The following is a 24,744-nucleotide window of genomic DNA, read 5'->3' on the forward strand; positions in this document are numbered from 1 at the left end:
ACCAATCCCGCAAGGATGTCAATTCTTGTTTTCCGCCTAAGCCTTAGCGCGTTTGGCCAGCCCACCCCGGTCACGGCGCGGTGTCAGAACGGCGGCCAAAATGGGCGCGATGCCCCCCCGGGTGCCGCTAGGCGCGTTTTTCCCGGATCGACGCCACACCCAGAACCGACAGGACCTTTGCCTCGATCTGGTCAGCGTTCATCCCGGCCTCGGCATACATGTCCGCCGGGCTGGCCTGGTCGATAAACGTGTCCGGCAACACCATCGACCGGTATTTCAGCCCCGTGTCGAATACGCCCTCATCGGCCAAAAGCTGTGCGACATGGCTGCCGAACCCGCCAATGGCGCCTTCTTCTATGGTAATCAGCGCCTCGTGGTCTTCGGCCAGCGCCAGGATCAGGTCCCGGTCCAGAGGTTTGGCAAAACGGGCATCGGCTATGGTCGGTGTTATGCCCCGCGCCGCCAGCGCCTCGGCCGCCTTGCGGACCTCGGCCAGCCTTGTGCCAAAGGACAAAAGCGCAACCCGGGTTCCGTCCTGGATCATGCGGCCCTTGCCGATTTCCAGAACCTCGCCCTGTTCCGGCAGGTCCACACCCACGCCTTCGCCGCGCGGATAGCGAAAGGCGATGGGCCCGCTGTCATGGGCGGCGGCGGTCGCGACCATATGCATCAGCTCGGCCTCGTCGGCGGCGGCCATGACCACCATTCCGGGCAGGTTCGCCAGATAGGCGATGTCAAACGACCCCGCATGTGTCGCGCCGTCGGCCCCGACCAACCCGGCCCGGTCGATTGCAAAACGCACCGGCAGCCGCTGGATCGCGACATCATGCACGACCTGATCGTAACCGCGCTGTAAAAAGGTCGAATACATCGCACAGAACGGTTTCATCCCCCCGGCCGCCAGCGCGGCGGAAAAGGTGACGCCATGCTGTTCGGCAATGGCCACGTCAAAACACCGCGACGGATAGCGTTCAGCAAAAAGCCCAAGCCCGGTTCCGTCCGGCATGGCCGCGGTCACGGCCACGATCTTGTCGTCCCGTGACGCCGCATCGACCAGCGTTTTCCCAAATACCGACGTATAGGACGGCGCGTTCGACGGCGCCTTTTGCTGTTTGCCGGTCACGACATCGAATTTCGCGGTTGCATGGCCCTTGTCGCGGGCCTGCTCGGCGGGGGCATAGCCCTTGCCCTTTTTGGTCAGGACGTGGATCAGGATCGGCCCGGCGGCGCGCGCCTTGACGGTGCGCAGCACCGGCAGCAGCTGATCCAGGTCGTGCCCGTCCAGCGGCCCGATATAGGAAAACCCAAGCTCTTCGAACAGCGTTCCGCCCATGGCCATGCCCTTGAGCATTTCCTTGGCGCGCTTGGCGCCTTCGCGGAAGGGTTCCGGCAGCAGCGACACCGCCCCCTTGGCGGCTGCCTTCAGGTCGTGAAACGGTTCTTCGGTATAGATGCGCGACAGGTAGCTGGACAGCGCCCCAACCGGCGGAGCGATGCTCATGTCATTGTCGTTCAGGATAACGACCAGGCGCTTTTTCAGGTGCCCGGCATTGTTCATCGCCTCAAAGGCCATGCCGGCCGACATCGACCCGTCACCGATGACGGCAATCGCATCACCCAGCCCCTCGGGCGTGACGCCCCCCAGATCGCGGGCAACAGCGAACCCCAACGCCGCACTGATCGAGGTCGAGCTATGCGCGGCCCCGAACGGGTCATAGGGGCTTTCGCTGCGTTTGGTAAACCCGCTCAGCCCGTCCTTTTGACGCAGAGTGCGAATCCGGTCGCGGCGCCCGGTCAGGATCTTGTGCGGATAACATTGGTGACCGACGTCCCAGATCACCTTGTCGCGCGGCGTGTCAAAGACCGAATGCAAGGCCACCGTCAGTTCAACAACGCCCAGACCCGCGCCCAGGTGACCGCCGGTGACAGACACCGCGGAAATGGTCTCGGCCCGCAATTCAGCGGCCAGTTGATGCAGCTGCGCATCCGAAAACTGCTGCAGGTCCGCGGGGCGGCTTACCAGGTCCAGAAGCGGTGTGTGCGGTCGATCAGACGTCATGGTGTGGCGCGTTCCTTGCGGCTTAGCTGTCCCGGGCAATAACGAAGCGTGCGGCGTCCTTCAAGGTTTCGGCCCCTGTCCCGTACCCATCCAGTGCAGCACAGGCCTGATCCACAAGATCGGCAGCCCGGCGTTTCGCCGCCTCAAGACCCAGAAGCGATACAAAGGTGGCCTTCCCTGCGGCGGCATCTTTTTGCAGGCGCTTACCGGCTTTTTCGGCATCTCCCTCGACATCAAGAATGTCGTCCGCGATCTGAAAAGCAAGCCCCAGCGCGCGGGCATATTGGCGCAATGGCGCGGCGTCGGCCTGGGCAAGCCGTGCCCCGGCGCAAGCCGACCATTCGATCAGCGCGCCGGTCTTGCCCTCCTGCAGCTGGGTGATATCCGCCAGCCCAAGCGGCGCATCTGCGGTTTCGGCGGCAATATCCAAAGCCTGCCCAAGAACCATCCCCTGCGCCCCGCTGGCCCGGGCCAGCGACAGCGCCAGATCGGCGCGCACGTCGCCGCCGCCAAGCTCGGGCCGGGTGCATAATTCGAACGCCAGTGTCTGCAGCGCATCCCCGGCAAGAACGGCCGTTGCCTGATCCCATTTCACATGAACGGTCGGGCGACCCCGTCGCAGGTCGTCGTCATCCATACAGGGCAGATCGTCATGGACCAGGGAATAGGCATGCAACGCCTCGATCCCGGTCGCAGGCCAGATCGCGCGATCGGTCCCGATACCATGCAGCCGCGCGCTCTCCAGCACCAGGAACCCGCGCAGGCGCTTGCCGCCCTGGGTGGCATAGATCATCGCCCGGGTCACATCCAGATGGTCCAGCTCTCCCAGAACCAGGCCGAACTGCTGCTGTATCCGCGCAGCGTCCTGCGCAAGTATTTCCCGGAACATCTACTGGCTTTCGACAGGTTTCGTCCCGGTCGGCTGGCCGCCCGCATCCAAGGTGATCGCGGCCACTTTTTCCTCGGCGCGTTTCAGCTCGCTCTCGCAGCGCTTTTTCAATGCTGCGCCACGTTCGTAAAGGTCAATGGACTGGTCCAGCGCGACATCCCCGCGCTCCAGTTGGCCGACCACGGCCTCCAGCTCCTTCATCGCCTGTTCGAAACTCATCTCTTCAACAGGAGTATCGGTCATCGTGCTGCCTTTATCAGTTGTTCCACATGGGCCCGCGTGGCCCCGGCCAACGCGTTCAGATCATAGCCGCCTTCCAGAGTCGAGACGATACGCCCGCCGCAAACGTCCTCGGCAATGGCACAAAGCTCTGCGGTCAGCCAGGCGAAATCCTCGGTCGACCAGTTCAAATTGGCCAACGGGTCGTCCTGATGCGCATCGAACCCGGCGGAAATGATCAAAAGCTCGGGCCTGAACGCCCGCAACCGGGCAAAGGCCCGCGCCTGATACGCCGCCCGCATCTCGGCCCCGCCGGTCCCGGGGGCCAGTGGAATGTTGACAATTGTATCATGCGCACCGGTTTCATCGGCGCGCCCGCTGCCGGGCCACAGCGGCATCTGCTGGCTTGTAATCACCAATGCCCGGCCTTCATCCCACAGCAGGTCCTGCGTGCCATTGCCGTGATGGACATCGAAATCCACCACGGCAACCCGGTCCAGGCCATGATGATCCAGCGCATGTTTCGCCGCCAGGGCCGCGTTGCCGAACAGGCAAAACCCCATGGCCGTATCGGATTCCGCGTGATGCCCGGGCGGGCGAATGGCACAAAACGCATTGGCCGCAGCGCCGCCCAGAACCATGTCCACCGCGCGCACCGCCGCCCCCGCCGCACGATAGGCGGCGTCCAGTGATCCCGGCGACATGAACGTGTCCCCGTCGATCTGCGCAAAACCCTCAACCGGTAGGCTGGCGCGCAGGGCCCGGACATGGCTTTCCGGATGGATGCGCAACAGGTCGTCATCCGCGGCCATCGGCGCGGTAACCCGGTTCAGGTCCAGCGGTTCAAGCGCGTGCAGCACATGCTCCAGCCGGGCCACCTGTTCCGGGTGTCCCTGCGGCGTCACGTGCCCCAGACAATCCGCATGGGTCAGTAAGGCGGTCTTCATGAAGGTCCCTTGTTCATCTGGCCAGAAATATCCTCGCCGAAGGCAAAAAAACGCCGCGCAGCGGCCCCGTCAGTCGGGCGCCAGCATATAGCCTGCGCCGCGCACCGTCTGCAGATAGCGTGGCTGTTTCGGATCCTGTTCGATCTTCCGCCGCAACCGCGTGATCTGAACGTCGACGGCCCGTTCCTGGGCCTGACCCTTGTCGCGGCCCAGATCCTCGACCAGCTTTGCGCGGGTGATCGGCTCGCCGGGTTGGGCCGAGAAAATCTTCATCAACTGGCTTTCCGTCGCGGTCAGCCGAACCGGGCTCTCGCCCTGCCACATCTCGCCCCGCTCAATGTCATATCGGATCGGCCCCAGGTGCAGGACCTTGGCGATCACGTCCTGCAAGGGCGTATCGGGCATGCGCCGCAATATCGCGTTGATCCGCAACAACAATTCCTTGGGCTCGAACGGCTTGGCCAGGTAATCATCGGCCCCCGCCTCAAGCCCGGCGATGCGGTGCTCGGTTTCGCCCCGCGCCGTCAAAAGAAGTATCGGCGTGGCGTGGGTTTCGCGCAGCGCGCGCGTCAGGCTGACGCCATCTTCGCCCGGCATCATGACATCCAGTACGATCAGATCGAAATCCAGCCCCGACAGGACCCTGCGGGCGTGGGCCGCATCGCGGGCCGCGGTGACCAAAAAACCGCTGCGCATCAGGAATTTCTTGAGAAGATCACGAATGCGCTCGTCATCATCGACGATCAGCAGGTGGGCGTCCATTTCGTTCATGAGGTCGTGTCCCGCAGCTTCGTATAGGCCCGACGCATATCAGCATCCATCATTGCTTCAAGAACTTTGCGAAACCCGGCCACGGCCTCGGGGCCTGCATCCTTGTATGCCGCGCGCATGCGCTCGCGCTGCGCATCCGACAGCCGCGCCTCCAGCAGATTGCCCTTTTCGGTCAGGAACAGATGGCGCTCGCGCTTGTCCACCGTCCCGACCCGGCTTTCGACCAGCCCGTCGGCGATCAGGGTGCGCAGCACCCGGTTCAGCGATTGTTTGGTCACGCCCAGGATGGCCAGCAGGTTGTTCACCGTCGTCCCCGGCGCCCGATTGATAAAGTGAATGGCCCGGTGATGCGCCCGCCCATATGCCATCTGGGACAGAATGCGGTCGGGATCGGCGGTAAACCCGCGATAGGCAAAAAACATGGCCTCGATGCCCTTGCGCAGTTGTTCGTCGGTCAGGAACAACAGGCTTTCGCCATCAAAGACCGGCGCAGGACGGATTTCCGACATTTCAGGCCTCATGCGTTACTTTGGTCGACTTTATGTCAGCGTTATTGACATTCCAAGTGCGGAGGAGTATCGAATCGCAGTTTTTGCGCAATAAAGTATCCACATCGGACCTAATTGGCGCAATATTTGAAAAACTAACCCGGTTCAGGAGGTTCGCATGGCGGGGTATGATGATCGTGATGGTGTCATCTGGTTGGATGGCAAGCTGGTGCCCTGGCGCGAGGCCAATGTTCATATTCTGACCCACGCCATGCACTATGCCAGTTCGGTATTCGAGGGCGAGCGCGCCTATAATGGCAAGATATTCAAAAGCCGCGAGCATTCCGAACGGCTGGTCAAATCGGCCGAGGCGCTGGACATGCCGATGCCCTATTCGATCGACCAGATCGAAGCCGCCAAGGACGAGGCGCTGAAGGCCAGCGGACTGCAGGATGCCTATGTCCGCGTTCTGGTCTGGCGCGGGTCGGGCGAGGATATGGGCGTGGCATCTGCCAAGAACCCCGTTCGTATGGCCGTCGCGGTCTGGCCCTGGGGCGCCTATTACGGGGATGCCAAGATGCAGGGTGCCAAGCTGGACATTGCAGAATGGAAACGCCCCAGCCCGGAAACCATTCCGGTACACGCCAAGGCGGCGGGGCTGTACATGATCTGCACCATCTCAAAGCACAAAGCCGAGGCCAAGGGATGTTCGGACGCCCTGTTCATGGATTATCGCGGCTATGTCGCCGAAGCCACCGGCGCCAACGTGTTTTTCGTCAAGGACGGCGAGGTTCATACGCCCCTGCCTGACTGTTTCCTGAACGGGATCACGCGCCAGACGGTCGTCCAGATGCTTAAGGACAAGGGCATCGCGGTGCATGAACGGCATATCCAACCCGAAGAAATGGCTGGTTTCCAGCAGTGCTGGCTGACCGGCACCGCCGCCGAGGTTACGCCGGTGGGCCAGATCGGCGACTATACGTTCGAGGTGGGCGCGCTGACCCGCGAGATCGCCGAAGATTACGAAAAGCTGGTCCGCGCCTGATCTGCCATTCCCTGAAACCCCCGCCCTAGCGGGGGTTTTTGTTGCAGATCGTGCAACTTTCTGTGCAGATCGTCCCCGACCATGGACGCGGGGCACGCATGGCGTATCCTTGAGGGATGTTGGACCTTCTCAGCGATATCCTTACGCGTCTGTCCCTGCGGGGCACGTTCTATTTTCGCACATCTTTCACGCCTCCGTTCGGGGTTCAGGTGCCCGGGTTCGAAAACGTGGCCCGGTTTCATTTCGTCCAGCGGGGCGAGGTGAAAGTGCATGTCCCATCGACCGGCGAAACCCTGCGCCTGAAACAAGGTGACCTGATCTTGATCCCGCACGGTGCGCCGCACGCATTGCTGTGCAACGAGGTCAGGCCAACCGACGCGCTGCCGCTTGAGCAGGTGCTTGAACGCGCAGGGTACAAGGGTGACGGTGTCCTGGTCTATGGCGGCGCAGAGGATGACCGCGACACGCAACTGATCTGCGGCCATTTCTCGTTTACCGGTCCGGCCGGGCGCAGCAGCACCGGCCACATGCTGATCGACCGCTTGCCACCTTATATCCTGATCCAGAACTATGGCGAAGAGGCCGGAACCTGGATCGAGGCCACCCTGCGCATGATCGGTTCCGAGGTCGCAGGCGCGCGGATCGGTGGCGACCTTATCGCGCTGAAGCTGTCCGAGGTTCTGTTTGCCCAGGCAATCCGCGCCTATCTGGAACATCAAAGCCCCGACGATGCATCGCTTGCCGGTTTTGCCGATCAGCGCATCTCGCGCGCTTTGACGGCCTTTCACCAGTCACCGGCCCAGGATTGGAGCGTTGCGCGACTGGCGCGCGAAGCCGCCATGTCACGCACGGCCTTTGCCCAGCTTTTCGCCGAGAAGATGGGGACAACCCCGATGCAATACCTGACCGACTGGCGGATGCAGATCGCCTGCCATGGCCTGACCGAAAGCCGCTGGAACGTGGCCGATGCCGCGGCCGAGGTCGGCTATGCCTCCGAGGCGGCCTTTTCGCGGGTTTTCAAGAAACAGCTTGGCATTTCCCCCGCTGCCTATCGGGCGATGCACTGAATCGCCCAAACCTTGGGACGATCTGCAAGGTTTTCAAGACGAACTGGGCTGCTGCGTTCGGGTGGCACCTCTTATCCTTGGGATATCGCTGACCAAGGAAAGGAAAATCAAATGTCCCTGCGTTTCGTAACCCGAACCGTTCATGCCTATCTCGATTACCCCGTCGCAATCGCGCTTGTGGTGCTGCCCTTCGTTCTGGGCCTTGGGCAGTCCGGAGCCATGGCGTTGTGGTTGTCGGTAATCACCGGTGTCGCGGCCTTTGTGCTGACGGTGCTGACCGATCATCACCTCGGCATCTGGCGCGTTCTGCCCTACAGGTTTCACCTGGCCGTGGACCTGTTGGTTGGCATCACCTTCCTGTTCGCGCCCAGCCTTTTCGGGTTCACCGGGATTGATGCGCTGTTCTATTGGCTGAACGGGGCCGCGGTTGTCGCCGTGATCTCGCTGAGCGCACCGGAACAGGCTGCCACGGCCTGATCGGGGTGGATAGCTGCAAGGGCAAACTGCAAAGATCATCGCAGTTTGCCCTTGTTAGAGCCTGAATTCCGCATGGCAGACCCCAATTTTGCACACCGATGAGTTTTCACTTGATTAATCTGATAAAAACAATCAGAAAAAGGCAACGCCAGATGCGATGCCATCAAGCCCAGGGTTTCGAGGTGGCCTAGCGGGCTTAGCGCATGATAAAGTGAGAGCGCGCCGCCGCCTCGGAAACGAATGCAGTGGCGGTGGAAGGGCCGGACATGAAGGACTCTGTTGACGAACTCATCTCAAGACATGACGCGGCGACGGCATGCGGATGTTCTTGCTGCGACGATGATTTTGCCGCCTATGTCGAACAGAGCCAACAGGAACAATCCAAGGATCGCGACGGATTGTCCGACGCGGCGGATGCAAGCGACACCAATCGCAGGCGGTCGGTCCGCTATGTTTTCGAAACCCTGTTTGACAGACCTCGCACTACGAAAGAGTAGGCGCCGAAAGACGGCGCCCTTTTATTTCTGGCTCAGAAATCCACGCCGCGCTGGGCCTTGATGCCAGCTTGGAACGGGTGCTTTTCCTCGGTCATTTCCGTGACCAAATCGGCATAATCGCGCAGCGCTTGCGGCGCATCGCGCCCTGTCAGAAAGACGCTGGTCTTGTCCGACCGCGCTTTCAGGCCGTCAATCACCGCGTCAACGGACAGGTATTCATAGCGCAGGGCGATATTGATTTCGTCCAGAACAACCAGGTCGTAATCTCCGCTGCGCATCAGGTCACAGGCCTTGCCAAAGGCGGCGGTCGCGGCGGCAATATCGCGGTCGCGATCCTGCGTGTCCCAGGTGAAACCCTCGCCCATCGTGTGCCATGTCACCAGATCGCGGTCCTCGAAAAACCGCCGCTCGCCGGTTTTCCACTTGCCCTTGATGAACTGAACCACGGCAACCTTCTGGCCCCAGCCCAGCGCCCGGATCACAACACCGAACGCGGCCGAGGATTTGCCCTTGCCCTTACCGGTGTTGATCAGGACCAGGCCGCGCCCGGGATCGGTGGCCTCGGACACTTTCTTGCGGTGCTTGGCCTGCACCTGTTGCATCTTGTCCTTGTGATCCTGCGCGTCGCTCATGGGGAACCCTCTGTGTTTGTACGGCCCAACCTATGCGAAGATCGCAAAAGGTAAAGGTCAGGCTTTGGGGTCGGTGACGGCCCTGGCCTTGCCGCGTTCAAGGCCAAGCTGATGTTCCCGCCAGATCACGACGACATTGCCCGCGATCACCAGTGTGGCTCCGATCAGAATGGCAAGCGTCGGCAACTCGTCGAACCAGAAATAGCCGATGACCACGGCAAACAGCATGCTGGTATAATCGTAAGGCGCCAGCATCGAGGCCTGTCCGAACCGATAGGATGACGTGACAAGGATCTGGGCAACCCCGCCGGTAATACCCGTCGTCACCAGAATGGCGGCCTGGTCCCAGCTTGGCAGTTTCCAGCCCCAAAAGACCGTCAGCGCCGACAGCAGCGTTGCGGTCAGCGAGAAATAGAAAACGATGGCCGCCGGATGGTCGACCTGGACAAGCTGGCGCAGGTGAATTTGCACAAAGCCACGGGCGACGGTTGCGGCCAGAATACACAATGCGCCAATGGTGGCGGTCAATTCCATCTGGCTGCTGCCCAGCCGAGGCCAGATCATGATCACGACACCCAGCAGCCCCAGCGCGACCGCGCCGATGCGGATCATGCGAATCTTTTCGCCCAGCATCAGCGCCGCGAGGATCAGCGTGAAAATCGGTGTCGCATACCCGATTGCGGTGACCTCGGGCAGGGGCAGCAGGCTGAGGCCGGTAAAGGTCAGCGCCATCGCGCTGGTCCCCAGAACGCCTCTCCAGAAATGTCCGACGGGCTTTTTGATGACGAACATATGCGCCAGCTCTCCGCGCGATATCAGCCAGATCACGATAACCGGTATTGCAAAGAGCGACCGGAAAAAGACCAGCTCTCCGGGCGGGAAATCGTCAGACAGGGCCTTGACCAGCGCAGCCATGACCGTGAACAGGAACACGGCGCACAGCTTGAGCAGCACGGCAAGGACAGGTCGATGCGATGTTAAGGATTTTGCCATCGGCGCGACCCTGCGCTTTTGCCGGCGAAAGATCAATGGCCGTCCGCCGGTGGTTCAGACCTCTGTCCAATTTTCCGGCAAGGGCGCGCCGATTTCATCCGCGAAGGCGTCCAGAAAACGGATCATGCGCCGGGCCCGTCGCAACGCGAGCTGTCTTCCGGTTTCGGTCAGCATGCCGTCCGGCAGGCTCAGCAGTTTGACCTTCCAATGATCGAGCGAGAATTGCAGATCGTCCAACGCCCGGTTTGCCGCAAAGGGATCGGCGGGATCGTAAAGCGCGCGCCCCAGCGCACCCGAGACCGAAAAGTTCCGGGCAATGCCAATAGCCCCCAGCGCATCCAGCCGGTCGGCATCCCGCAGAATGCGGGCCTCGGGCGTTTCGGGCGGGATGTTGGCCGAGAAGCTATGGGCGGCGATTGCATGCTGAACGGCGCGGAATTTGTCGCTGTCAAAGCCCAGATCGCCCAGAATAGGCTCTGATTCCACGGCGGACCTGCGTGAGGCCAGGTGGCGGTCGGGATCGTCCTTGGACAGGTTGACCAGATCGTGCAGGTAGCAGGCGGCCAGCAGCACAGTCTTATCGGTTGAGTCATCCGCGATGGCCTGCGCGTTGACCCAGACCCGGTCCAGATGCGCCAGATCATGCGCCGGGTCCGTCGTCATGCGTTGACGGACAATCGCCCGCAGACGGCTGCGCAATTCAGCCGACCCGGCCACGGTTTTCGCCGATCTGGCCCCGGTGCAGCAGCAGGTGGTCAAGGATTACGCAGGCCATCATCGCCTCGCCCACGGGAACGGCGCGGATGCCGACGCAGGGGTCGTGGCGGCCCTTGGTGATGATCTCGGTTTCCTCACCCGATTTGGTGATGGTCTTGCGGGTGGTCAGGATCGATGAGGTTGGTTTGACCGCGAACCGCACGACGATGTCCTGCCCGGTCGAGATGCCGCCCAGAATGCCGCCCGCGTGGTTCGAGCTGTATTGCGGGCCGTTCTGACCCATGAATATCTCGTCGGCATTGGCCTCGCCGGTCAGTTCTGCCGCAGCCATGCCTTCGCCGATTTCAACACCCTTGACGGCGTTGATCGACATCATCGCGGCGGCGAGATCAGTGTCTAACTTGGCATAAACAGGCGCGCCGAGCCCGGCGGGAACGCCGCGGGCGACGACCTCGACCACGGCTCCGACCGAGTTTCCGGATTTGCGCAGGTCGTCCAGATAGGCGGCCCAGTCACCGGCGGCCTGTGCATCAGGTGTCCAGAACGGGTTCTGTTCGATCTGCGACCAGTCGAAATTGGCGCGGTCGATCCTGTGCGGCCCGATCTGGGTCATGTAACCGGTGATCTGCACGTTTGGCGCAATCTGTTTGATCGCCTCGCGCGCCAACCCGCCTGCCGCGACGCGCGACGCGGTTTCGCGGGCGGAACTGCGCCCGCCGCCGCGATAGTCGCGGATGCCGTATTTCTGCCAATAGGTGATATCGGCGTGGCCCGGACGGAACTTTTCCTTGATATCGCCGTAGTCTTTCGAGCGCTGGTCGGTGTTTTCGATCATCAGTTGCACCGGGGTGCCCGTGGTCTGGCCTTCGAAAACGCCGGACATGATCCGGACCTGATCGGGTTCGCGCCGCTGGGTGGTGAACTTGTTCTGCCCCGGTTTGCGCTTGTCCAGCCAGTGCTGGATCATCGTCTCGTCAATCGTGACGCCCGGCGGGCAGCCGTCGACCGTGGCGCCCAAGGCGGGACCGTGGCTTTCGCCCCAGGTGGTGACGCGGAAGAGGTGTCCAAAGCTGTTCATCGACATGGGGCGTGCTCCTTTGCCGGTTGTGATTAGCGGGCGCGGGGCTTGGCCTCAAGCAGATTTGCGGCGAGGGGGCGCGCCGCCTGGTCGGCGACGCGTTTGAGTATTTGTGAAAAGATGAAGATCAGGCCGCGTTCAGAGCCCTGACGCGGGTTTCGGTGATGCTGAGCGCGGCTTGTGCGGCCTCGCGACCCTTTTGGACGAAGTGGGCGCGGTAGATGGCGTTGTGGTGGTCGGTTTCCTGGTATTGATGTGGTGTCAATGAAACCGAAAGAACCGGAATGCCGGTATCCAGGCCGGCGCGCATCAGGCCGTCGACTACGGCTTGTGCCACGAAATCGTGCCGGTAGATACCGCCATCCACGACAAAGGCCGCGCAGGCGATGGCGGCATAGTTGCCGGTTTGGGCCAGATCGCGCGCCAGCAGGGGCATTTCGAACGCGCCGGGCGCGTCGAAGATATCAACCTGTTCGGCGGGAATGTATTCAAGGAACCCATCCAATGCGCGGTCGACGATATCGGAGTGCCAGTTGGCTTTGATGAAGGCATAGCGGGTGTGTGTCATTTGGATCTCCTGAGGTTGCAGACACGTCACCCAAGGCGATCACGAGCAAACGCGCCGTGTCACCGGCCCGTTTGCGCGTTCTCTTTCATCCGGACTGTAACCGTCGGCTCTGGCTTTTCACCAGATCTGCTGACACCCCGGATCACCCGAGGCCGCTCGCGGGCTTACGGGGCAATGCCCGCATACCGCCGGTGGGGAATTTCGCCCCGCCCTGAGAACGAGGCGGAACTTGCCAAGTGTTGTGCGGTTCTGCAAGAGGCAAAAGGAGTGCAACGAGGAGAATGCCATGCACCCCAATCCCGCATTTCGCGGCGCAGGTCCGGACCGCAACATAGCCTTTGCCCGCAGCCGGGCCTTTGGCGTGCTTGCCGTATCGACGCAGGGTGCGCCGCTGCTGAGCCATGTGCCGTTTCTGCTGGCCGAAGACGGGTCGACGGCGGACTTGCATCTTGTACGGTCCAACCCGATTGTCCGGGCTCGGTCAGGCTGGGGCGGGGCCCGGATCGCGGTGTCTGGACCGGATGGATATATTTCGCCCGATTGGTACGGCGTTGCCGACCAGGTGCCGACATGGAATTACGTGGCCGTTCATCTGACCGGGCGTTTGGAGCAACTGCCGGACGGGGATCTGCCCGAGCTTTTGGGTCGTCAGTCGGCCTTTTTCGAAACTCACCTGGCGCCCAAACCCCCCTGGAATATGGCGAAGATGTCGCAAGAGGCGTTGGCCAAGATGTTGCGCATGATCGTGCCGTTCCGGTTTCATGTCGATGACATCCAGGGCACCTGGAAGCTGGGCCAGAACAAACCCGACGCGGTGCGTCTGGCGGCGGCCAGCCATGCCGATGGTGTCGATCTGGGCAGCGAAAACGGGCAGCTTGCCGGGTTGATGCGAAATCCCTGACCGCCGGGGTCAGGGTGCCGAGAATGTCGCCAGGTAGGCGGCAATGTCGTCCGCGCCTTTCTTCAGTTTTACGCTCATGTTCGGTCGGGCCGTTTCGTCGCCCAGATAGGCGCGGATGAAACCGATCGGGTCCCTGGAATAGGCCGCGATATTCTCGGTCGTCCAGACAAGACCCTGGTCGCCCGCGCGGATCATGTCATCGGTGAACATTCCGATGGGCAGGCGCGGGCCGCCGTACCGATAGTCGTTTTCCGTGCCGGCCACCCGGCCAACGACGTCGTACAGATTCGGGCCCGTGATGCCGCCCTTTACCAGAACCTCGTCATTGCGGATGACCGCATGACAGGGCGTACACCGGTTGAACAGCTTTTCGCCCTTTGCCGGGTCGCCGGATGCAAGGGACTGGGTTGCCGTGATCGCGATGAGAATGACCGCAAGGGGTGTTTTTCTGGGCATAGGGTATCTCCGATTGGGCGGGGGTATCGGTGCCCCAATCAGCCTTTCCCGTAAAAAGTGCAATCATCCCGTGTGCCCGGCGTGCCGCGTCAGAAATATCTATGTAAAATAAGTGATTTACGCGCAACGAAATCGCGTTAATGGGGAAATTAGGTGGTGGAATTGTGGCGCAATGCGCGCCACTATCGTGTGGCGGCTGTGGACACATCGGCGGCAGGGGCGAAATCCTGGGCTGCCGCAGGCGCGCGAATCATTGGTCGGCGCGGGTTTGCGTGGGGCCGCAACGGTTTGGTTCCCACGGGGCGATCCCCCGAGAATCGGGGCTTGTGTTGTGACATAATGCCCAGATGCGGCGTATTGCGCGCCTATGAACGCTGGACGAACCGTATTCTCCCCGATAGATAGCGCGTTTAAGACACCGCGTTCGCGCGGTGCGCGAGCTATATGCCCGTCCGCGGGCGCCAGAGAATCGGAGAAAACCTCGTGTCCCACGCAGAAGACCACGAAGGCACCCGCAGAGACTTCCTTTACTACGTCGCAGGCGGCGCGGGAGTCGTTGCCACCGGGGCCGCCGTATGGCCCCTGATCAACCAGATGAACCCTTCGGCAGATGTTCAGGCGCTGTCGTCGATCCGCGTGGATGTAAGCGGAGTTGAACCCGGAACGCAGCTGACCGTTAAGTGGTTGGGCAAGCCCGTGTTTATCCGTCACCGCACCGGCGCGGAAATCCAGGAAGCACAGGAACAGGACGCAGAAGGCGTTGATGCGCTGCCAGATCCGCTGGCGCGTAACTTCAACCTGAGCGCGGATGCCCCGGCGACCGATGCCAACCGCGTGATGCCGTCGCCCGAAGGCGAGGCGGCCGGTGCATGGATCGTGCAGATGGGCGTTTGTACCCACCTTGGCTGTGTGCCGCTGGGCGATGCCGGCGACTTTGGTGGCTGGTTCTGCCCCTGCCACGGTTCGCACTATGACCTTGCCGGTCGTATCCGTAAGGGCCCTGCGCCTGAAAACCTGCCTGTCCCGCCCGCTGAGTGGACGGACGCCAGCACCATCAAACTCGGCTAAGGGAGACCCAGATGTCCGGAATTCCCCATGATCATTACGAGCCGAAGACAAACGGCGAAAAGTGGCTGAACAGCCGCCTGCCGATTGTCGGCCTGCTCTATGACACCCTGATGATCCCCACGCCCAAGAACCTGAACTGGTGGTGGATCTGGGGCATCGTCCTGGCGTTCTGCCTGGCGCTGCAGATCGTCACCGGTATCGTTCTGGTGATGCACTACACCCCGCATGTCGATCTGGCCTTTGCCAGCATCGAGCACATCATGCGCAATGTGAATGGCGGCTATATGCTGCGGTATCTGCACATGAACGGCGCCTCGCTGTTCTTTGTTGCGGTTTACATCCACATCTTCCGCGGTCTGTTCTACGGATCGTATAAAGCCCCGCGTGAAATCACGTGGATCATCGGGATGCTGATCTATCTCTGCATGATGGGCACCGCCTTCATGGGCTACGTTCTGCCCTGGGGTCAGATGTCCTTCTGGGGTGCGACCGTGATCACCGGCCTGTTTGGCGCGATCCCGTTCATCGGCGATGCGATCCAGACCTGGCTGCTGGGTGGACCGGCGGTGGACAACGCCACGCTGAACCGCTTTTTCTCGCTGCATTACCTGCTGCCGTTCGTGATTGCGGCACTGGTGATCGTGCATATCTGGGCCTTCCACACCACTGGCAACAACAACCCCACGGGGGTTGAAGTGCGCCGTGGCTCGAAAGCCGAGGCCGAGAAAGACACGCTGCCGTTCTGGCCTTACTTCGTGATCAAGGACCTGTTCGCACTGGCCGTGATCCTGGTTGTCTTCTGGGCGGTTGTCGGCTTCATGCCGAACTACCTGGGTCACCCGGACAACTATATCGAAGCCAACCCGCTTGTTACGCCTGCGCATATCGTGCCTGAATGGTACTTCTTGCCGTTCTACGCGATCCTGCGTGCCTTTACCGGCGAAGTCTGGGTTGTGCAGTTCGCCAGCTTCATCACCGGCGGCATCGTTGATGCCAAATTCTTTGGTGTTCTGGCGATGTTCGGCGCGATCCTGGCGATGGCCCTGGCGCCGTGGCTGGACACCTCGACCGTGCGTTCGGGCAAGTACCGTCCGATGTTCAAATGGTGGTTCTACCTGCTGGTCATCGACTTCTTTGCCCTGATGTGGCTGGGTGCGATGCCCGCCGAGGAGCCCTATGCGACCTTCTCGCTGATCGCGTCGGCTTACTGGTTCGCCTATTTCTTCGTGATCCTGCCGATCCTGGGTGTCATCGAGAAGCCCGAGGCGCAGCCGGAAACCATCGAAGAAGACTTCAACGCGCATTATGGCAAGGCTGACGCCGACGCCACGCCGGCCGAGTAAGAAGAGGGACCGGAATCATGTTCAAGAAACTTGCAATCGGTGCCGCGTTTGCCCTGGCCCTTGCGCCCGCCTCGACCTTTGCGGCAGGTGGCGGTGAGCAACATATCGAGGACTTCGACTTTTCGTTCGAAGGCCCCTTCGGCACCTATGATCAGAACCAGCTGCAACGCGGCCTGCAGATCTATACCGAGGTCTGCGCGGCGTGCCACGGCCTGAAATACGTGCCCCTGCGCACTTTGTCCGACCCCGACGGGGTAGGCATGCCAGAGGACCAGGTTCGGGCCTATGCGGCGGGCAACTTCGAGGTGTTCGACCCCGAGCTGGACGATTTTCGCCCGGCAATTCCAACCGACCATTTCCCGGCCAACACGGCGGCTGGCGCACCTGACCTGAGCCTGATGGCCAAGGCGCGTGCGGGTTTCCACGGGCCCTATGGCCTGGGGATCAACCAACTGGTCAAAGGCATGGGCGGGGCAGAGTATATTGCATCGCTGCTGCACGGTTATACCGGTCACGAAAAGGAAGAGGCTGGTGCGGTTCTGTATGAAAACACCGCCTTTCCGGGTGGGTGGATTTCCATGGCGCCGCCGCTGTTCGACGAGCAGGTCGAATTTGCTGATGGCCATGAAAACACGGTCGAGGCCATGGCGCAGGACGTTGCCGCGTTTCTGATGTGGACAGCCGAGCCGCAGATGATGGGACGCAAGAACGCGGGCTTTGTCGGCGTGATCTTCCTGTCTGTCCTTTCGGTGCTGCTGTACCTGGTGAACAAACGCCTGTGGGCGCCGCACAAGGGCAAGATCCGCAAGGACTGAGGTCTTTGAAAGCGTGAAAAGAAACCCCCGCGACCTGATGGAAGCGGGGGTTTTTCTTTGGGCGGGGATAAGGGGCCAGCCCCTTCTTGGCCTTTGGCCAATTCAACCCCGGGATATTTCTGGCCAGGTGAAGAGCGGATCAGGCCTGTAACTGCGTATTGCCGGTACCGGTGATCGTAGCGGTCACGATCTGACCTTCGGGTTGGGGCGCGTCAAAGGTCACTTCGGTGAATTGTTCGGTGCGGCCCATGTTTTGGTTTTCCATCAGGATGCGATGGGTTTTGCCGATCTGGGTTGCAAGGTGATTGGTGACCTGCAGGTCACCGGCGGCACGCAGGCGTGCGGCGCGCTGTTTTATGGTCTGGCCGTTGACCTGTTGCGGAATGCGCGCCGCGGGCGTGCCCTCGCGCCGGGAGTAGGGAAAGACATGCAGCCATGTCAGGTCGCAGTCGGTAACCAGTTTCAGGGAATTTTCGAACTGTGCTTCGGTTTCGGTGGGGAACCCGGCGATGATATCGGCCCCAAAGGTCATGTCGGGGCGCAGTTTGCGGGCCTCTTGGGTGAAGCGGATGGCGTCGTCGCGCAGGTGGCGGCGTTTCATCCGTTTCAGGATCAGGTCGTCGCCATGTTGCAGTGACAGGTGCAGATGCGGCATCAGGCGCGGTTCGGTCGCGATGGCCTGCATCAGGTTTTCGTCCACTTCGATCGAATCGATGGAACTGATGCGCAGCCGTGGCAGATCGGGGACCAGTTTCAGGATGCGCATGACCAGATCACCCAGTTTGGGACTTGCCGGCAGGTCGGCCCCCCACGAGGTCAGGTCGACCCCGGTCAGGACAACCTCGTTATAGCCCCTGTCCACCAGGCGTTTGATCTGGTCAACAACGACCCCGGCCGGGACGCTGCGCGAGTTGCCGCGGCCGTAGGGGATGATGCAGAAAGTACAGCGGTGGTCGCAGCCGTTCTGGACCTGTACGTAAGCGCGTGAGCGTGTGCCAAAGCCGTCGATCAGGTGGCCTGCCGTTTCGGTGACCGACATGATGTCGTTGACCTGAACGGATTCGGTCTTGCCGATGAAATCCGCGGCCATGCCTTTCCAGGTTTCGGGCTGCATTTTTTCGGTGTTGCCGATGACCACGTCGACTTCGTCCATGCGGGCGAAAGTTTCGGGTTCGGTCTGGGCGGCGCAGCCCGTAACGATCAGCCGGGCATGGGGGTTTTCACGCCGCAGCTTGCGGATCTCTTGCCGGGCCTTGCGTACCGCTTCGGCGGTCACGGCGCAGGTGTTTACGATAACCGCATCGGTGACGCCCGCCTGTTGCGAGAGATCCTTCATCGCTTCGGTCTCATAGGCGTTCAGGCGGCACCCCAGGGTGGCGAATTTGGGGGCGCTCATTCCAGCGACTCCAGGAATTCGGGTGTCAGGGTGCCCGAGAATACATGGCGGGTGGGTCCGGTCATCCAGACACCGTCATCCTGCCAGTCGATCTGGATACGCCCACCGTCCAGCTCGATCTGTACCGCCCGTCCGGTCAGGCCGCGCCGGGCGGCGGCCACGGCCGTCGCGCAGGAAGATGACCCGGACGCCAGCGTGATGCCGACACCGCGTTCCCAGACGCGCATGCGGATATGGTCGGGGCCGATGAGCTGGGCCACCTGCACATTGGTTCGTTCCGGGTACAGGGGGTGGTGTTCATAGCGTGCACCGAATTCCGCAAGCGGGATGGCCTCGGCATTGTCGACGAAGAAGGTGCAATGGGGGTTGCCCATGCCGGTGGCGGTCGGGCCGCCTTCGATCGGAAGCTCAAGCGTGTCGATCGCCTCGGACAGGGGGACCTCGTGCCAGTCAAGCTGCGGCTGCCCCATGTTCACCGATGTCAGGCCATTGCCCGCGTCACGCGCATAAAGCGTGCCGCGTTGTGTGGTCAGTGTCAGTTGGGTCTTGCCGCTTTCGGTCATCAGGTGGCGCGCGATGCACCGGGTGGCGTTACCGCAGGCGGCCGAGGTCGACCCGTCGGCGTTGTAGAATACCAGGTGGGCGTCCGCTGGGCCGGTTTCGATGACCGCCAGTTGATCGAATCCCACGCCGAAATGCCTGTGCCCGATTCCACGGGCCAGCGCAGGTGTGACCGGGACGGGCCGCGCACGGGCGTCCAGTATGACGAAGTCATTGCCCAGCCCGTGCATCTTCATGAAGGGCAAACCGATATCCTGCGCATGTTGCATGGCGGGCATATAGCGCCGCTCTGGCGATGAATCCACCCTGCCGGGAAGATTCCTGAAAAAAGGGGTTGACCCCCCCGCACCACCTGCCTAATTAGGCCGCCTATCGGGACGCCGGAAACAAGTTAAATCTGGCGAAACGGAGTGTGATTTAAGGGCTTGAACCCGAACGGGGAAATACCTTAGAGAGCATCGCGGATCGACATGATCCGGAAAGAGTGGGCCGTTAGCTCAGTTGGTAGAGCAACTGACTTTTAATCAGTGGGTCGCAGGTTCGAATCCTGCACGGCTCACCACTTTTACCGATTTGACGGAATTCGAAAAACCGCTGGGCGAAAGCTTGGCGGTTTTCGTCAGCCGAACTGCCCCTGGCAGAACCAGCCCGCCGACATCGTGCCGCCGTGGCCGTAAAACAGCCACAGCCGTTCGCCCTGTTCGGTCACCACAACCCAATAATCCCGCACGCCGCTGCGCCAGTTGGGGTCGTCGAGCCACCATTCCGGCGCGATGCGTTCCGGCCCCGTCGCCTGTGCCAGATGCCAGTTGCGCCCGCGCCAGCGAAAGGCGGTCGGAACATCCGGGGTTTCCGGGGCCGTCACCGGCTCGGGCTGCCACATCTGCAGGGGCCGGGGGCGTGGCGGGGCGGGCCAGTCGCGCGCGGGCTCTGACCATGCCGCCGCCAGGGTCTGCGCCGTTTTCTCGGGGATATGCGAGGCCGCCGGGTGGCGCCGCGTGATCGCTTCGAGCCCGACCCGCGCGCCCAGTTTGGCCGTAAGGTCGTCGACGGCGGTGTTGCCCTCAAGACGGTTGCGGGCGACCTGCCGGGCCTCGGCATGGCCAGCCATGGTACGGGCGTGGATGGGTTCGGTCTGGACCGCCGCAAGCCGCAGCATGTCGATGCCATATCCTGCGTCGATCTTGTCGATTTTCATCTCTAACAAGGGGCGAATACGGTGTTTGTCATGAGTTGGCCGGGCCAGGCCAACCTCGATGATTTCGGCCGCCAGATCGGCGCGATGCGCCTCGCACCGCAGGGTGCGCACCCCGCGCCCCTTTTCTTCGAGCTTGGCACATAGCGTCGGCAAGATCCGGTCGATGGCGGCCATCACGTCCTCGGTCAGGCCGATTGGGTTGGGCAGGGTCATCCGCACCGCAAAGTGATGCGGCGCGCGCGCGGGCGAGACCGGCTCGGGGGCGCTGCCCATGGCCTGATCCAGCCGCAGCACCAGCCCGCGCCCGAACCGGCGGGCGAGCGAGGCGCGCGGCTGCCCCAGCAGATCGCCGATCCGGCGCAGGCCCAGCCGGCTCAGTTGCGCCACGACGGGATCATCCAGCCGCAGCGCCGCGATGGGCAGGGGGCTGAGCGCGCCATAGGACTGCCCCGGCGCCGCAATCCGCGCGCCGCCGCCCAGGGCCGCCACCTGCGGCGCAGCCCCGCCCCTGGTCCAGTGCCGCCGCTTGCCGGCGCGTGCGCGGGTGGCGCGGGCCTCTTGGCTGATGGCGTCGCCGTTGCGGTCCGAGCTGGCCTCTTGCCCGGCGTATCGCGCCAGCGCCCAGGCCGCGCCCAGCGTGTCGGCGATGCCCATCTGAACGCTCAGGCCCATATCGGCGCAGTCGGTTTCAAGCACGCGCAGCAGCGCCTCTTCTCCGCCGAACAGATGCGCGCAGCCCGACAGGTCGACGACCAGACCGTCCGGCGATTCTTCGGCGACCCAAGGGCTGAACTTGCCCGCCCAGCGGCGCAGCGCGGTCAGAAACGCGGCCTCGGCCGGGGCGTTGCGGGGGCGGGTCACAAGGGTGGCGCACATGGCATGGGCATCGCGCACCGGCTGTCCGACACGCAGCCCGGCGGCCTGTGCCTCGGTATTCAGCGAGGTGATGACCTGCATGTTCGATTGTTCGGCCACCACGGCCAATGGGCCTGCTTGCAGGCCCCGCGCGGCGCGGATCAGCCGTTCGGCCCCAAGACGGGGGAACCACAGCGAAAGTATTCGGCGTTTGGGCATTGGGCAGACATCAAAATGTTCTCATTTTGTTCTTACCGTGGAATCATGCCCCGAGTCGAGTCCGCCCTTATCCGCAGGTCAGCCGCTGAATGATCCCGGCGCCGTTCACATAGACGTTCAGCCGGTCGATCCGGTAGTCCTGCGTCGCAATGTCGTTGGGGCCAAGCACACGGGACCGTTCCGGCAGATCGGCCTGAATGGCGGATACCGGTTGGCCGACGGTGTCGGCAAAGGGCTCGCCTTTGCAAAAGGCCAAATCGACCGGAGCGGCATCAGCCGTGGTCGTGGTTTCCTGGGGGTCCACCGTTTCGGCGCAGGCTGCCAGCAGGATCAGGATCGGGATCGGGAAAAAACGGTGCATTGGCGTTCCTTGTTCTGGCAATGTCGTTTCTGCAATATCAATTATTTAGCCAGCCTGCCATGAAAGCGCAGTTGAAAACACCCTGTATTTGCCGCAGGGTCAGGGCAAAACCGACTGGGAGATGTGAAACATGCGTACCCGTGCCGCCGTCGCCGTTCAGGCGGGCAAACCATTGGAAGTGATGGACGTAAACCTCGAAGGCCCCAAGGCGGGCGAGGTTCTGGTCGAGATCAAGGCCACCGGCATCTGCCACACTGACGAATTCACCTTGTCGGGCGCTGACCCCGAGGGGCTGTTTCCGGCCATTCTGGGCCATGAAGGCGCGGGTGTAGTGGTCGAGGTCGGGCCGGGCGTGACCAGCCTGAAACCGGGTGATCATGTCATTCCGCTTTACACACCTGAATGTCGTGAGTGTGAATACTGCCTGCATCCCAAGACCAACCTGTGCCAGGCGATCCGCGAAACCCAAGGTCAGGGCCTGATGCCCGACGGCACCTCGCGTTTTTCGACGTTGGATGGCGACCCGATCCTGCATTACATGGGCTGCTCGACCTTCGCCAACCACACGGTCCTGCCGGAAATCGCGCTGGCCAAGGTGCGCGAGGACGCGCCGTTCGACAAGATCTGCTATATCGGCTGCGGCGTGACCACCGGTATCGGCGCGGTGATCAACACCGCCAAGGTGGAAATCGGCAGCCGCGCCATCGTGTTCGGCCTGGGCGGCATCGGTCTGAACGTGATCCAGGGCCTGCGTCTGGCCGGGGCTGACCAGATCGTCGGCGTTGACCTGAACCCGTCGAAGGTCGAGATGGCCACCAGGTTCGGGATGACCGATTTCGTCAACCCGGCCGAGGTCGAAGGCGATCTGGTCCCCTATCTGGTCAATCTGACCAAGGGCGGCGCGGATTACACATTCGACGCTACCGGCAATGTCGGAGTGATGCGCGACGCGCTGGAATCGGCGCATAAGGGCTGGGGTGAATCGATCATCATCGGTGTCGCACCTGCGGGGGCCGAAATCTCGACCCGTCCGTTCCAGCTGGTCACCGGCCGGTCGTGGCGCGGCACCGCCTTTGGCGGCGCGCGCGGTCGCACGGACGTGCCCAAGATCGTCGACTGGTACATGGACGGCAAGATCGAGATCGACCCGATGATCACCCACACCATGGGTCTGGCCGATATCAACCACGGCTTTGACCTGATGCATAAGGGCGAAAGCATTCGGTCGGTGGTTGTTTACTGACCGCTTTAGATTTCCTGGAAGGGTGGGCTTGTGCCCGCCCTTTTCCGTTTTTCCATATGTTTTCCAGGTTATAGCTATCAGTTGAGGATTCGAGTTGACCACGAACTCCACAGACCGCCTTGCGGTTCTGATTGACGCCGACAATGTTCCGGCAAAACACGCCGCCGAGATTTTCGAGGAAATCGCCACGTTGGGTGAAGCGGGCTTAAGGCGGATCTACGGAGATTTCTCCAATGGTTCGCCGCAAGGATGGGACGCCAAGACCCTGGCCGAATATGCAATCGTTCCCCATCAACAATTCGCCAACACGACGGGAAAAAATTCCAGCGATATCGCACTGGTTATTGATGCGATGGACATCCTGCATTCTGATCGCTTTGGCGGATTTGTACTGGTGTCCTCAGACAGCGACTTCACACGCCTTGCAAGCCGCATTCGCGAACAGGGGCTGGATGTTTTTGGCATTGGTGAGCGCAAGGCCCCCAAAGCGTTCGTGAATGCGTGCAACAGGTTCATTTACATCGAGAATATTAAAAAACCTGCGCAAAACGCACAAACCGCAGGGGGCGCCAATGCGCAAGAGGGAAAGCATGATCTGAACCATGCCTATCAGTTGATCTGCAATGTTGTTGAGAAAACGAATGAGCCCGACGGTTGGGCCGGGCTGGCCTTTGTCGGAAGCCAATTGCGCAAGATTTACACTGACTTCGACCCCAGAACCTATGGGTTCAAAAGGTTGAGCGACCTGGTTCAGGCCATCGGGCGGTTCGAGCAGGAAGGCGCAAACGGAAACCTCAAGATCAGGGTCGCCGAGAAATAGATCACTCTCCCGGTCGCGATGCCCCGGTATCCGACCGCGGGGACCGTACCCGTAGCACCGGGGTGTTGGTCGAGGTGGTGTTCGAGCGGCTTTCACGCCAGACGACGAATACGCCCGATGCGATAATGATGCTGGCGCCGACGGCAACCCAGGCATCGGGGTTTTCACCAAAGAACACAGCGCCGAAAATCGTGGCCCAGATGATCTGGCTGTACTGGCTGGGCGCGACAACGCCCGCCGGAGCCGCGCGATAGGCCAGGATGATCAGGTGCTGGGCGATGACCGAGAACAGCCCGACCAGCGCCATCATGCCCAGATGCAACAGGGACGGGGGCTGATAAACGGCGGGCTGCGCAAGGCTCATGGTTACGATGGCCAGCAGCATCGGGTAAAGGATCAGGACGGCCGAGCGTTCCTCGTTGCCGATCTTGCGGACCAGGACCGAGGCGAAGGCGCTGCAGAATGCGGCCGTCAGGGCGGCGACATGACCTGCGGTTATGTCCGTCGCGCCGGGTCGCAGGACGATCAGAACCCCGATCAGCCCTACGCCGACAGCGGCCCACCGCTGTGCGCGGACCACTTCGCCCAGAATCGGGATCGACAGGACCGTTACGATCAGCGGAAAGGAAAACAGCAGCGAATAGACCTCGGCCAGGGGAAGGACCGAAAAGGAATAAAAGGCGCAGGACATCGCCGTGACCATCAGGCCAGATCGCAACAGGACCAGCCACGGATGATGCGGCCGGAAATTGCTGGGCGTTCTGTCGGCCAGCATCGAAACGGCCATCGGGACAAAGGAAAACAGCGTGGCGAAAAAGATGATCTGCATCACCGAATAGGTCGCGCCCAGCACTTTGATCAATGCGTCATGGCTGGCAAAAACCGCAAAGCCCAGAAATGCATATCCAAGGCCCCGAAGGATCGTGTTCTGTGTGCTCATCTGTCTGGCCTCGGTCTTGGGGTCAGCCCTGGTCACAGGGTCGGGGCGGCGGGCTGCGCGCTTTCCCTTGGTTAAACCCATTTTCAAAAGGCGCATAGCCCCAATTTTACCGCTAACACTG

General features: G+C 61.8%; 27 protein-coding genes, 1 tRNA gene and 1 riboswitch. Of the genes, 11 read left to right on the forward strand and 17 right to left on the reverse strand.

From position 1 onward, the window contains the following. Window positions 1-127: 127 nt before the first annotated feature. The 6 genes from dxs to ACXAG8_RS09300 all read right to left on the reverse strand — a co-directional run bounded on the left by dxs (window position 128) and on the right by ACXAG8_RS09300 (window position 5,394). Window positions 128-2,059, reverse strand: a complete 1,932-nt coding sequence (gene dxs, locus ACXAG8_RS09275) for a 1-deoxy-D-xylulose-5-phosphate synthase (RefSeq protein WP_475223580.1) — start codon at window positions 2,057-2,059, stop codon at window positions 128-130. 22 nt (window positions 2,060-2,081) lie between these two features. Then, window positions 2,082-2,948 (reverse strand): polyprenyl synthetase family protein, encoded by an 867-nt coding sequence (locus ACXAG8_RS09280; protein WP_475223583.1) that lies wholly within the window; start codon window positions 2,946-2,948, stop codon window positions 2,082-2,084. Then, window positions 2,949-3,191: an exodeoxyribonuclease VII small subunit gene (locus ACXAG8_RS09285; RefSeq protein ID WP_475223584.1), complete on the reverse strand. Its 243-nt coding sequence runs from the start codon at window positions 3,189-3,191 to the stop codon at window positions 2,949-2,951. It abuts the gene before it with no gap. Then, window positions 3,188-4,114: a histone deacetylase family protein gene (locus tag ACXAG8_RS09290; RefSeq protein WP_475223585.1), complete on the reverse strand. Its 927-nt coding sequence runs from the start codon at window positions 4,112-4,114 to the stop codon at window positions 3,188-3,190. Before ACXAG8_RS09290 ends, ACXAG8_RS09285 begins: the two co-directional genes overlap by 4 nt. 69 nt (window positions 4,115-4,183) lie before the next feature. Then, window positions 4,184-4,885: a response regulator gene (locus ACXAG8_RS09295; protein WP_475223586.1), complete on the reverse strand. Its 702-nt coding sequence runs from the start codon at window positions 4,883-4,885 to the stop codon at window positions 4,184-4,186. After that, window positions 4,882-5,394 (reverse strand): MarR family winged helix-turn-helix transcriptional regulator, encoded by a 513-nt coding sequence (locus tag ACXAG8_RS09300; protein WP_475223587.1) that lies wholly within the window; start codon window positions 5,392-5,394, stop codon window positions 4,882-4,884. The genes ACXAG8_RS09295 and ACXAG8_RS09300 overlap by 4 nt, the downstream gene beginning before the upstream one ends. Window positions 5,395-5,551: 157 nt before the next feature. Here ACXAG8_RS09300 and ACXAG8_RS09305 point away from each other — a divergent pair, with 157 nt between their 5' ends. From ACXAG8_RS09305 to ACXAG8_RS09320, 4 genes are all read left to right on the forward strand, one after another. Continuing rightward, the gene (locus ACXAG8_RS09305; protein ID WP_475223588.1) at window positions 5,552-6,418 is read left to right on the forward strand and encodes a branched-chain amino acid aminotransferase; all 867 of its coding nucleotides are present in this window, start codon (window positions 5,552-5,554) and stop codon (window positions 6,416-6,418) included. A 116-nt stretch (window positions 6,419-6,534) separates the two neighbouring features. Further along, entirely contained in the window at window positions 6,535-7,485 is a 951-nt protein-coding gene (locus ACXAG8_RS09310; protein ID WP_475223589.1) for an AraC family transcriptional regulator, read from the forward strand. 111 nt (window positions 7,486-7,596) lie between these two features. Then, window positions 7,597-7,962, forward strand: coding sequence for an SPW repeat domain-containing protein (locus tag ACXAG8_RS09315; protein WP_475223590.1), 366 nt, complete (start codon window positions 7,597-7,599; stop codon window positions 7,960-7,962). A 266-nt stretch (window positions 7,963-8,228) separates the two neighbouring features. Continuing rightward, window positions 8,229-8,459 carry a hypothetical protein gene (locus tag ACXAG8_RS09320; RefSeq protein ID WP_475223591.1) on the forward strand — a complete coding sequence of 77 codons (231 nt, stop codon included), beginning with the start codon at window positions 8,229-8,231 and terminating at the stop codon, window positions 8,457-8,459. A gap of 32 nt (window positions 8,460-8,491) precedes the next feature. Here ACXAG8_RS09320 and cobO read toward each other — a convergent pair whose 3' ends face one another. The 5 genes from cobO to ACXAG8_RS09345 all read right to left on the reverse strand — a co-directional run bounded on the left by cobO (window position 8,492) and on the right by ACXAG8_RS09345 (window position 12,447). Continuing rightward, on the reverse strand, window positions 8,492-9,091 hold the full coding sequence (gene cobO / locus ACXAG8_RS09325; RefSeq protein ID WP_475223592.1) for a cob(I)yrinic acid a,c-diamide adenosyltransferase: 600 nt from the start codon (window positions 9,089-9,091) through the stop codon (window positions 8,492-8,494). A 57-nt stretch (window positions 9,092-9,148) separates the two neighbouring features. Beyond that, window positions 9,149-10,084, reverse strand: a complete 936-nt coding sequence (locus ACXAG8_RS09330) for a DMT family transporter (RefSeq protein WP_475223593.1) — start codon at window positions 10,082-10,084, stop codon at window positions 9,149-9,151. Between the two features lie 54 nt (window positions 10,085-10,138). Beyond that, a complete protein-coding gene (locus ACXAG8_RS09335) occupies window positions 10,139-10,747 on the reverse strand; it encodes an HD domain-containing protein (protein ID WP_475223594.1) in 609 nt (202 codons plus the stop codon). A 37-nt stretch (window positions 10,748-10,784) separates the two neighbouring features. Then, window positions 10,785-11,885, reverse strand: a complete 1,101-nt coding sequence (gene aroC, locus ACXAG8_RS09340; protein ID WP_475223595.1) for a chorismate synthase — start codon at window positions 11,883-11,885, stop codon at window positions 10,785-10,787. A gap of 121 nt (window positions 11,886-12,006) precedes the next feature. Beyond that, window positions 12,007-12,447 (reverse strand): 6,7-dimethyl-8-ribityllumazine synthase, encoded by a 441-nt coding sequence (locus ACXAG8_RS09345; protein WP_475223596.1) that lies wholly within the window; start codon window positions 12,445-12,447, stop codon window positions 12,007-12,009. Between the two features lie 73 nt (window positions 12,448-12,520). Next, a riboswitch (FMN riboswitch) is annotated at window positions 12,521-12,670 on the reverse strand. A 63-nt stretch (window positions 12,671-12,733) separates the two neighbouring features. On the opposite strand from ACXAG8_RS09345, the gene ACXAG8_RS09350 reads away from it, so the two are divergent. After that, entirely contained in the window at window positions 12,734-13,348 is a 615-nt protein-coding gene (locus tag ACXAG8_RS09350; protein ID WP_475223597.1) for an FMN-binding negative transcriptional regulator, read from the forward strand. A gap of 9 nt (window positions 13,349-13,357) precedes the next feature. Here ACXAG8_RS09350 and ACXAG8_RS09355 read toward each other — a convergent pair whose 3' ends face one another. Then, window positions 13,358-13,804, reverse strand: a complete 447-nt coding sequence (locus ACXAG8_RS09355; RefSeq protein ID WP_475223598.1) for a c-type cytochrome — start codon at window positions 13,802-13,804, stop codon at window positions 13,358-13,360. A 483-nt stretch (window positions 13,805-14,287) separates the two neighbouring features. Between ACXAG8_RS09355 and petA the strand changes: the two genes are divergently transcribed. Genes petA through ACXAG8_RS09370 form a run of 3 tightly spaced genes read left to right on the forward strand, consistent with a single transcriptional unit; the run spans window position 14,288 to window position 17,030 of the window. Beyond that, entirely contained in the window at window positions 14,288-14,872 is a 585-nt protein-coding gene (petA, locus tag ACXAG8_RS09360) for a ubiquinol-cytochrome c reductase iron-sulfur subunit (protein ID WP_475223599.1), read from the forward strand. An 11-nt stretch (window positions 14,873-14,883) separates the two neighbouring features. After that, window positions 14,884-16,215: a cytochrome b gene (gene petB, locus ACXAG8_RS09365; RefSeq protein ID WP_475223600.1), complete on the forward strand. Its 1,332-nt coding sequence runs from the start codon at window positions 14,884-14,886 to the stop codon at window positions 16,213-16,215. Between the two features lie 17 nt (window positions 16,216-16,232). Next, window positions 16,233-17,030 carry a cytochrome c1 gene (locus ACXAG8_RS09370; protein ID WP_475223601.1) on the forward strand — a complete coding sequence of 266 codons (798 nt, stop codon included), beginning with the start codon at window positions 16,233-16,235 and terminating at the stop codon, window positions 17,028-17,030. 139 nt (window positions 17,031-17,169) lie between these two features. Here the strand turns inward: ACXAG8_RS09370 and mtaB are convergent, their stop codons facing one another. Both mtaB and dapF read right to left on the reverse strand, forming a co-directional pair. Continuing rightward, on the reverse strand, window positions 17,170-18,426 hold the full coding sequence (gene mtaB / locus ACXAG8_RS09375; RefSeq protein ID WP_475223602.1) for a tRNA (N(6)-L-threonylcarbamoyladenosine(37)-C(2))-methylthiotransferase MtaB: 1,257 nt from the start codon (window positions 18,424-18,426) through the stop codon (window positions 17,170-17,172). After that, on the reverse strand, window positions 18,423-19,265 hold the full coding sequence (gene dapF / locus ACXAG8_RS09380; RefSeq protein WP_475224140.1) for a diaminopimelate epimerase: 843 nt from the start codon (window positions 19,263-19,265) through the stop codon (window positions 18,423-18,425). Before dapF ends, mtaB begins: the two co-directional genes overlap by 4 nt. A gap of 208 nt (window positions 19,266-19,473) precedes the next feature. On the opposite strand from dapF, the gene ACXAG8_RS09385 reads away from it, so the two are divergent. Continuing rightward, window positions 19,474-19,549: transfer RNA gene (locus ACXAG8_RS09385), tRNA-Lys, on the forward strand. A 57-nt stretch (window positions 19,550-19,606) separates the two neighbouring features. Here ACXAG8_RS09385 and ACXAG8_RS09390 read toward each other — a convergent pair. Continuing rightward, window positions 19,607-21,259 carry a Y-family DNA polymerase gene (locus tag ACXAG8_RS09390; RefSeq protein ID WP_475223603.1) on the reverse strand — a complete coding sequence of 551 codons (1,653 nt, stop codon included), beginning with the start codon at window positions 21,257-21,259 and terminating at the stop codon, window positions 19,607-19,609. Between the two features lie 67 nt (window positions 21,260-21,326). Further along, entirely contained in the window at window positions 21,327-21,620 is a 294-nt protein-coding gene (locus ACXAG8_RS09395) for an I78 family peptidase inhibitor (RefSeq protein ID WP_475223604.1), read from the reverse strand. A 130-nt stretch (window positions 21,621-21,750) separates the two neighbouring features. Between ACXAG8_RS09395 and ACXAG8_RS09400 the strand changes: the two genes are divergently transcribed. Together ACXAG8_RS09400 and ACXAG8_RS09405 are read left to right on the forward strand one after the other, a co-directional pair. Then, window positions 21,751-22,863 (forward strand): S-(hydroxymethyl)glutathione dehydrogenase/class III alcohol dehydrogenase, encoded by a 1,113-nt coding sequence (locus ACXAG8_RS09400; RefSeq protein WP_475223605.1) that lies wholly within the window; start codon window positions 21,751-21,753, stop codon window positions 22,861-22,863. A 94-nt stretch (window positions 22,864-22,957) separates the two neighbouring features. Further along, window positions 22,958-23,683, forward strand: a complete 726-nt coding sequence (locus ACXAG8_RS09405) for an NYN domain-containing protein (RefSeq protein WP_475223606.1) — start codon at window positions 22,958-22,960, stop codon at window positions 23,681-23,683. Window position 23,684: 1 nt separating this feature from the next. Here ACXAG8_RS09405 and ACXAG8_RS09410 read toward each other — a convergent pair whose 3' ends face one another. Next, window positions 23,685-24,623: a DMT family transporter gene (locus tag ACXAG8_RS09410; RefSeq protein ID WP_475223607.1), complete on the reverse strand. Its 939-nt coding sequence runs from the start codon at window positions 24,621-24,623 to the stop codon at window positions 23,685-23,687. Window positions 24,624-24,744: the final 121 nt, after the last annotated feature.

It is taken from the genome of Ruegeria sp. ABD4_443 (assembly GCF_056160865.1).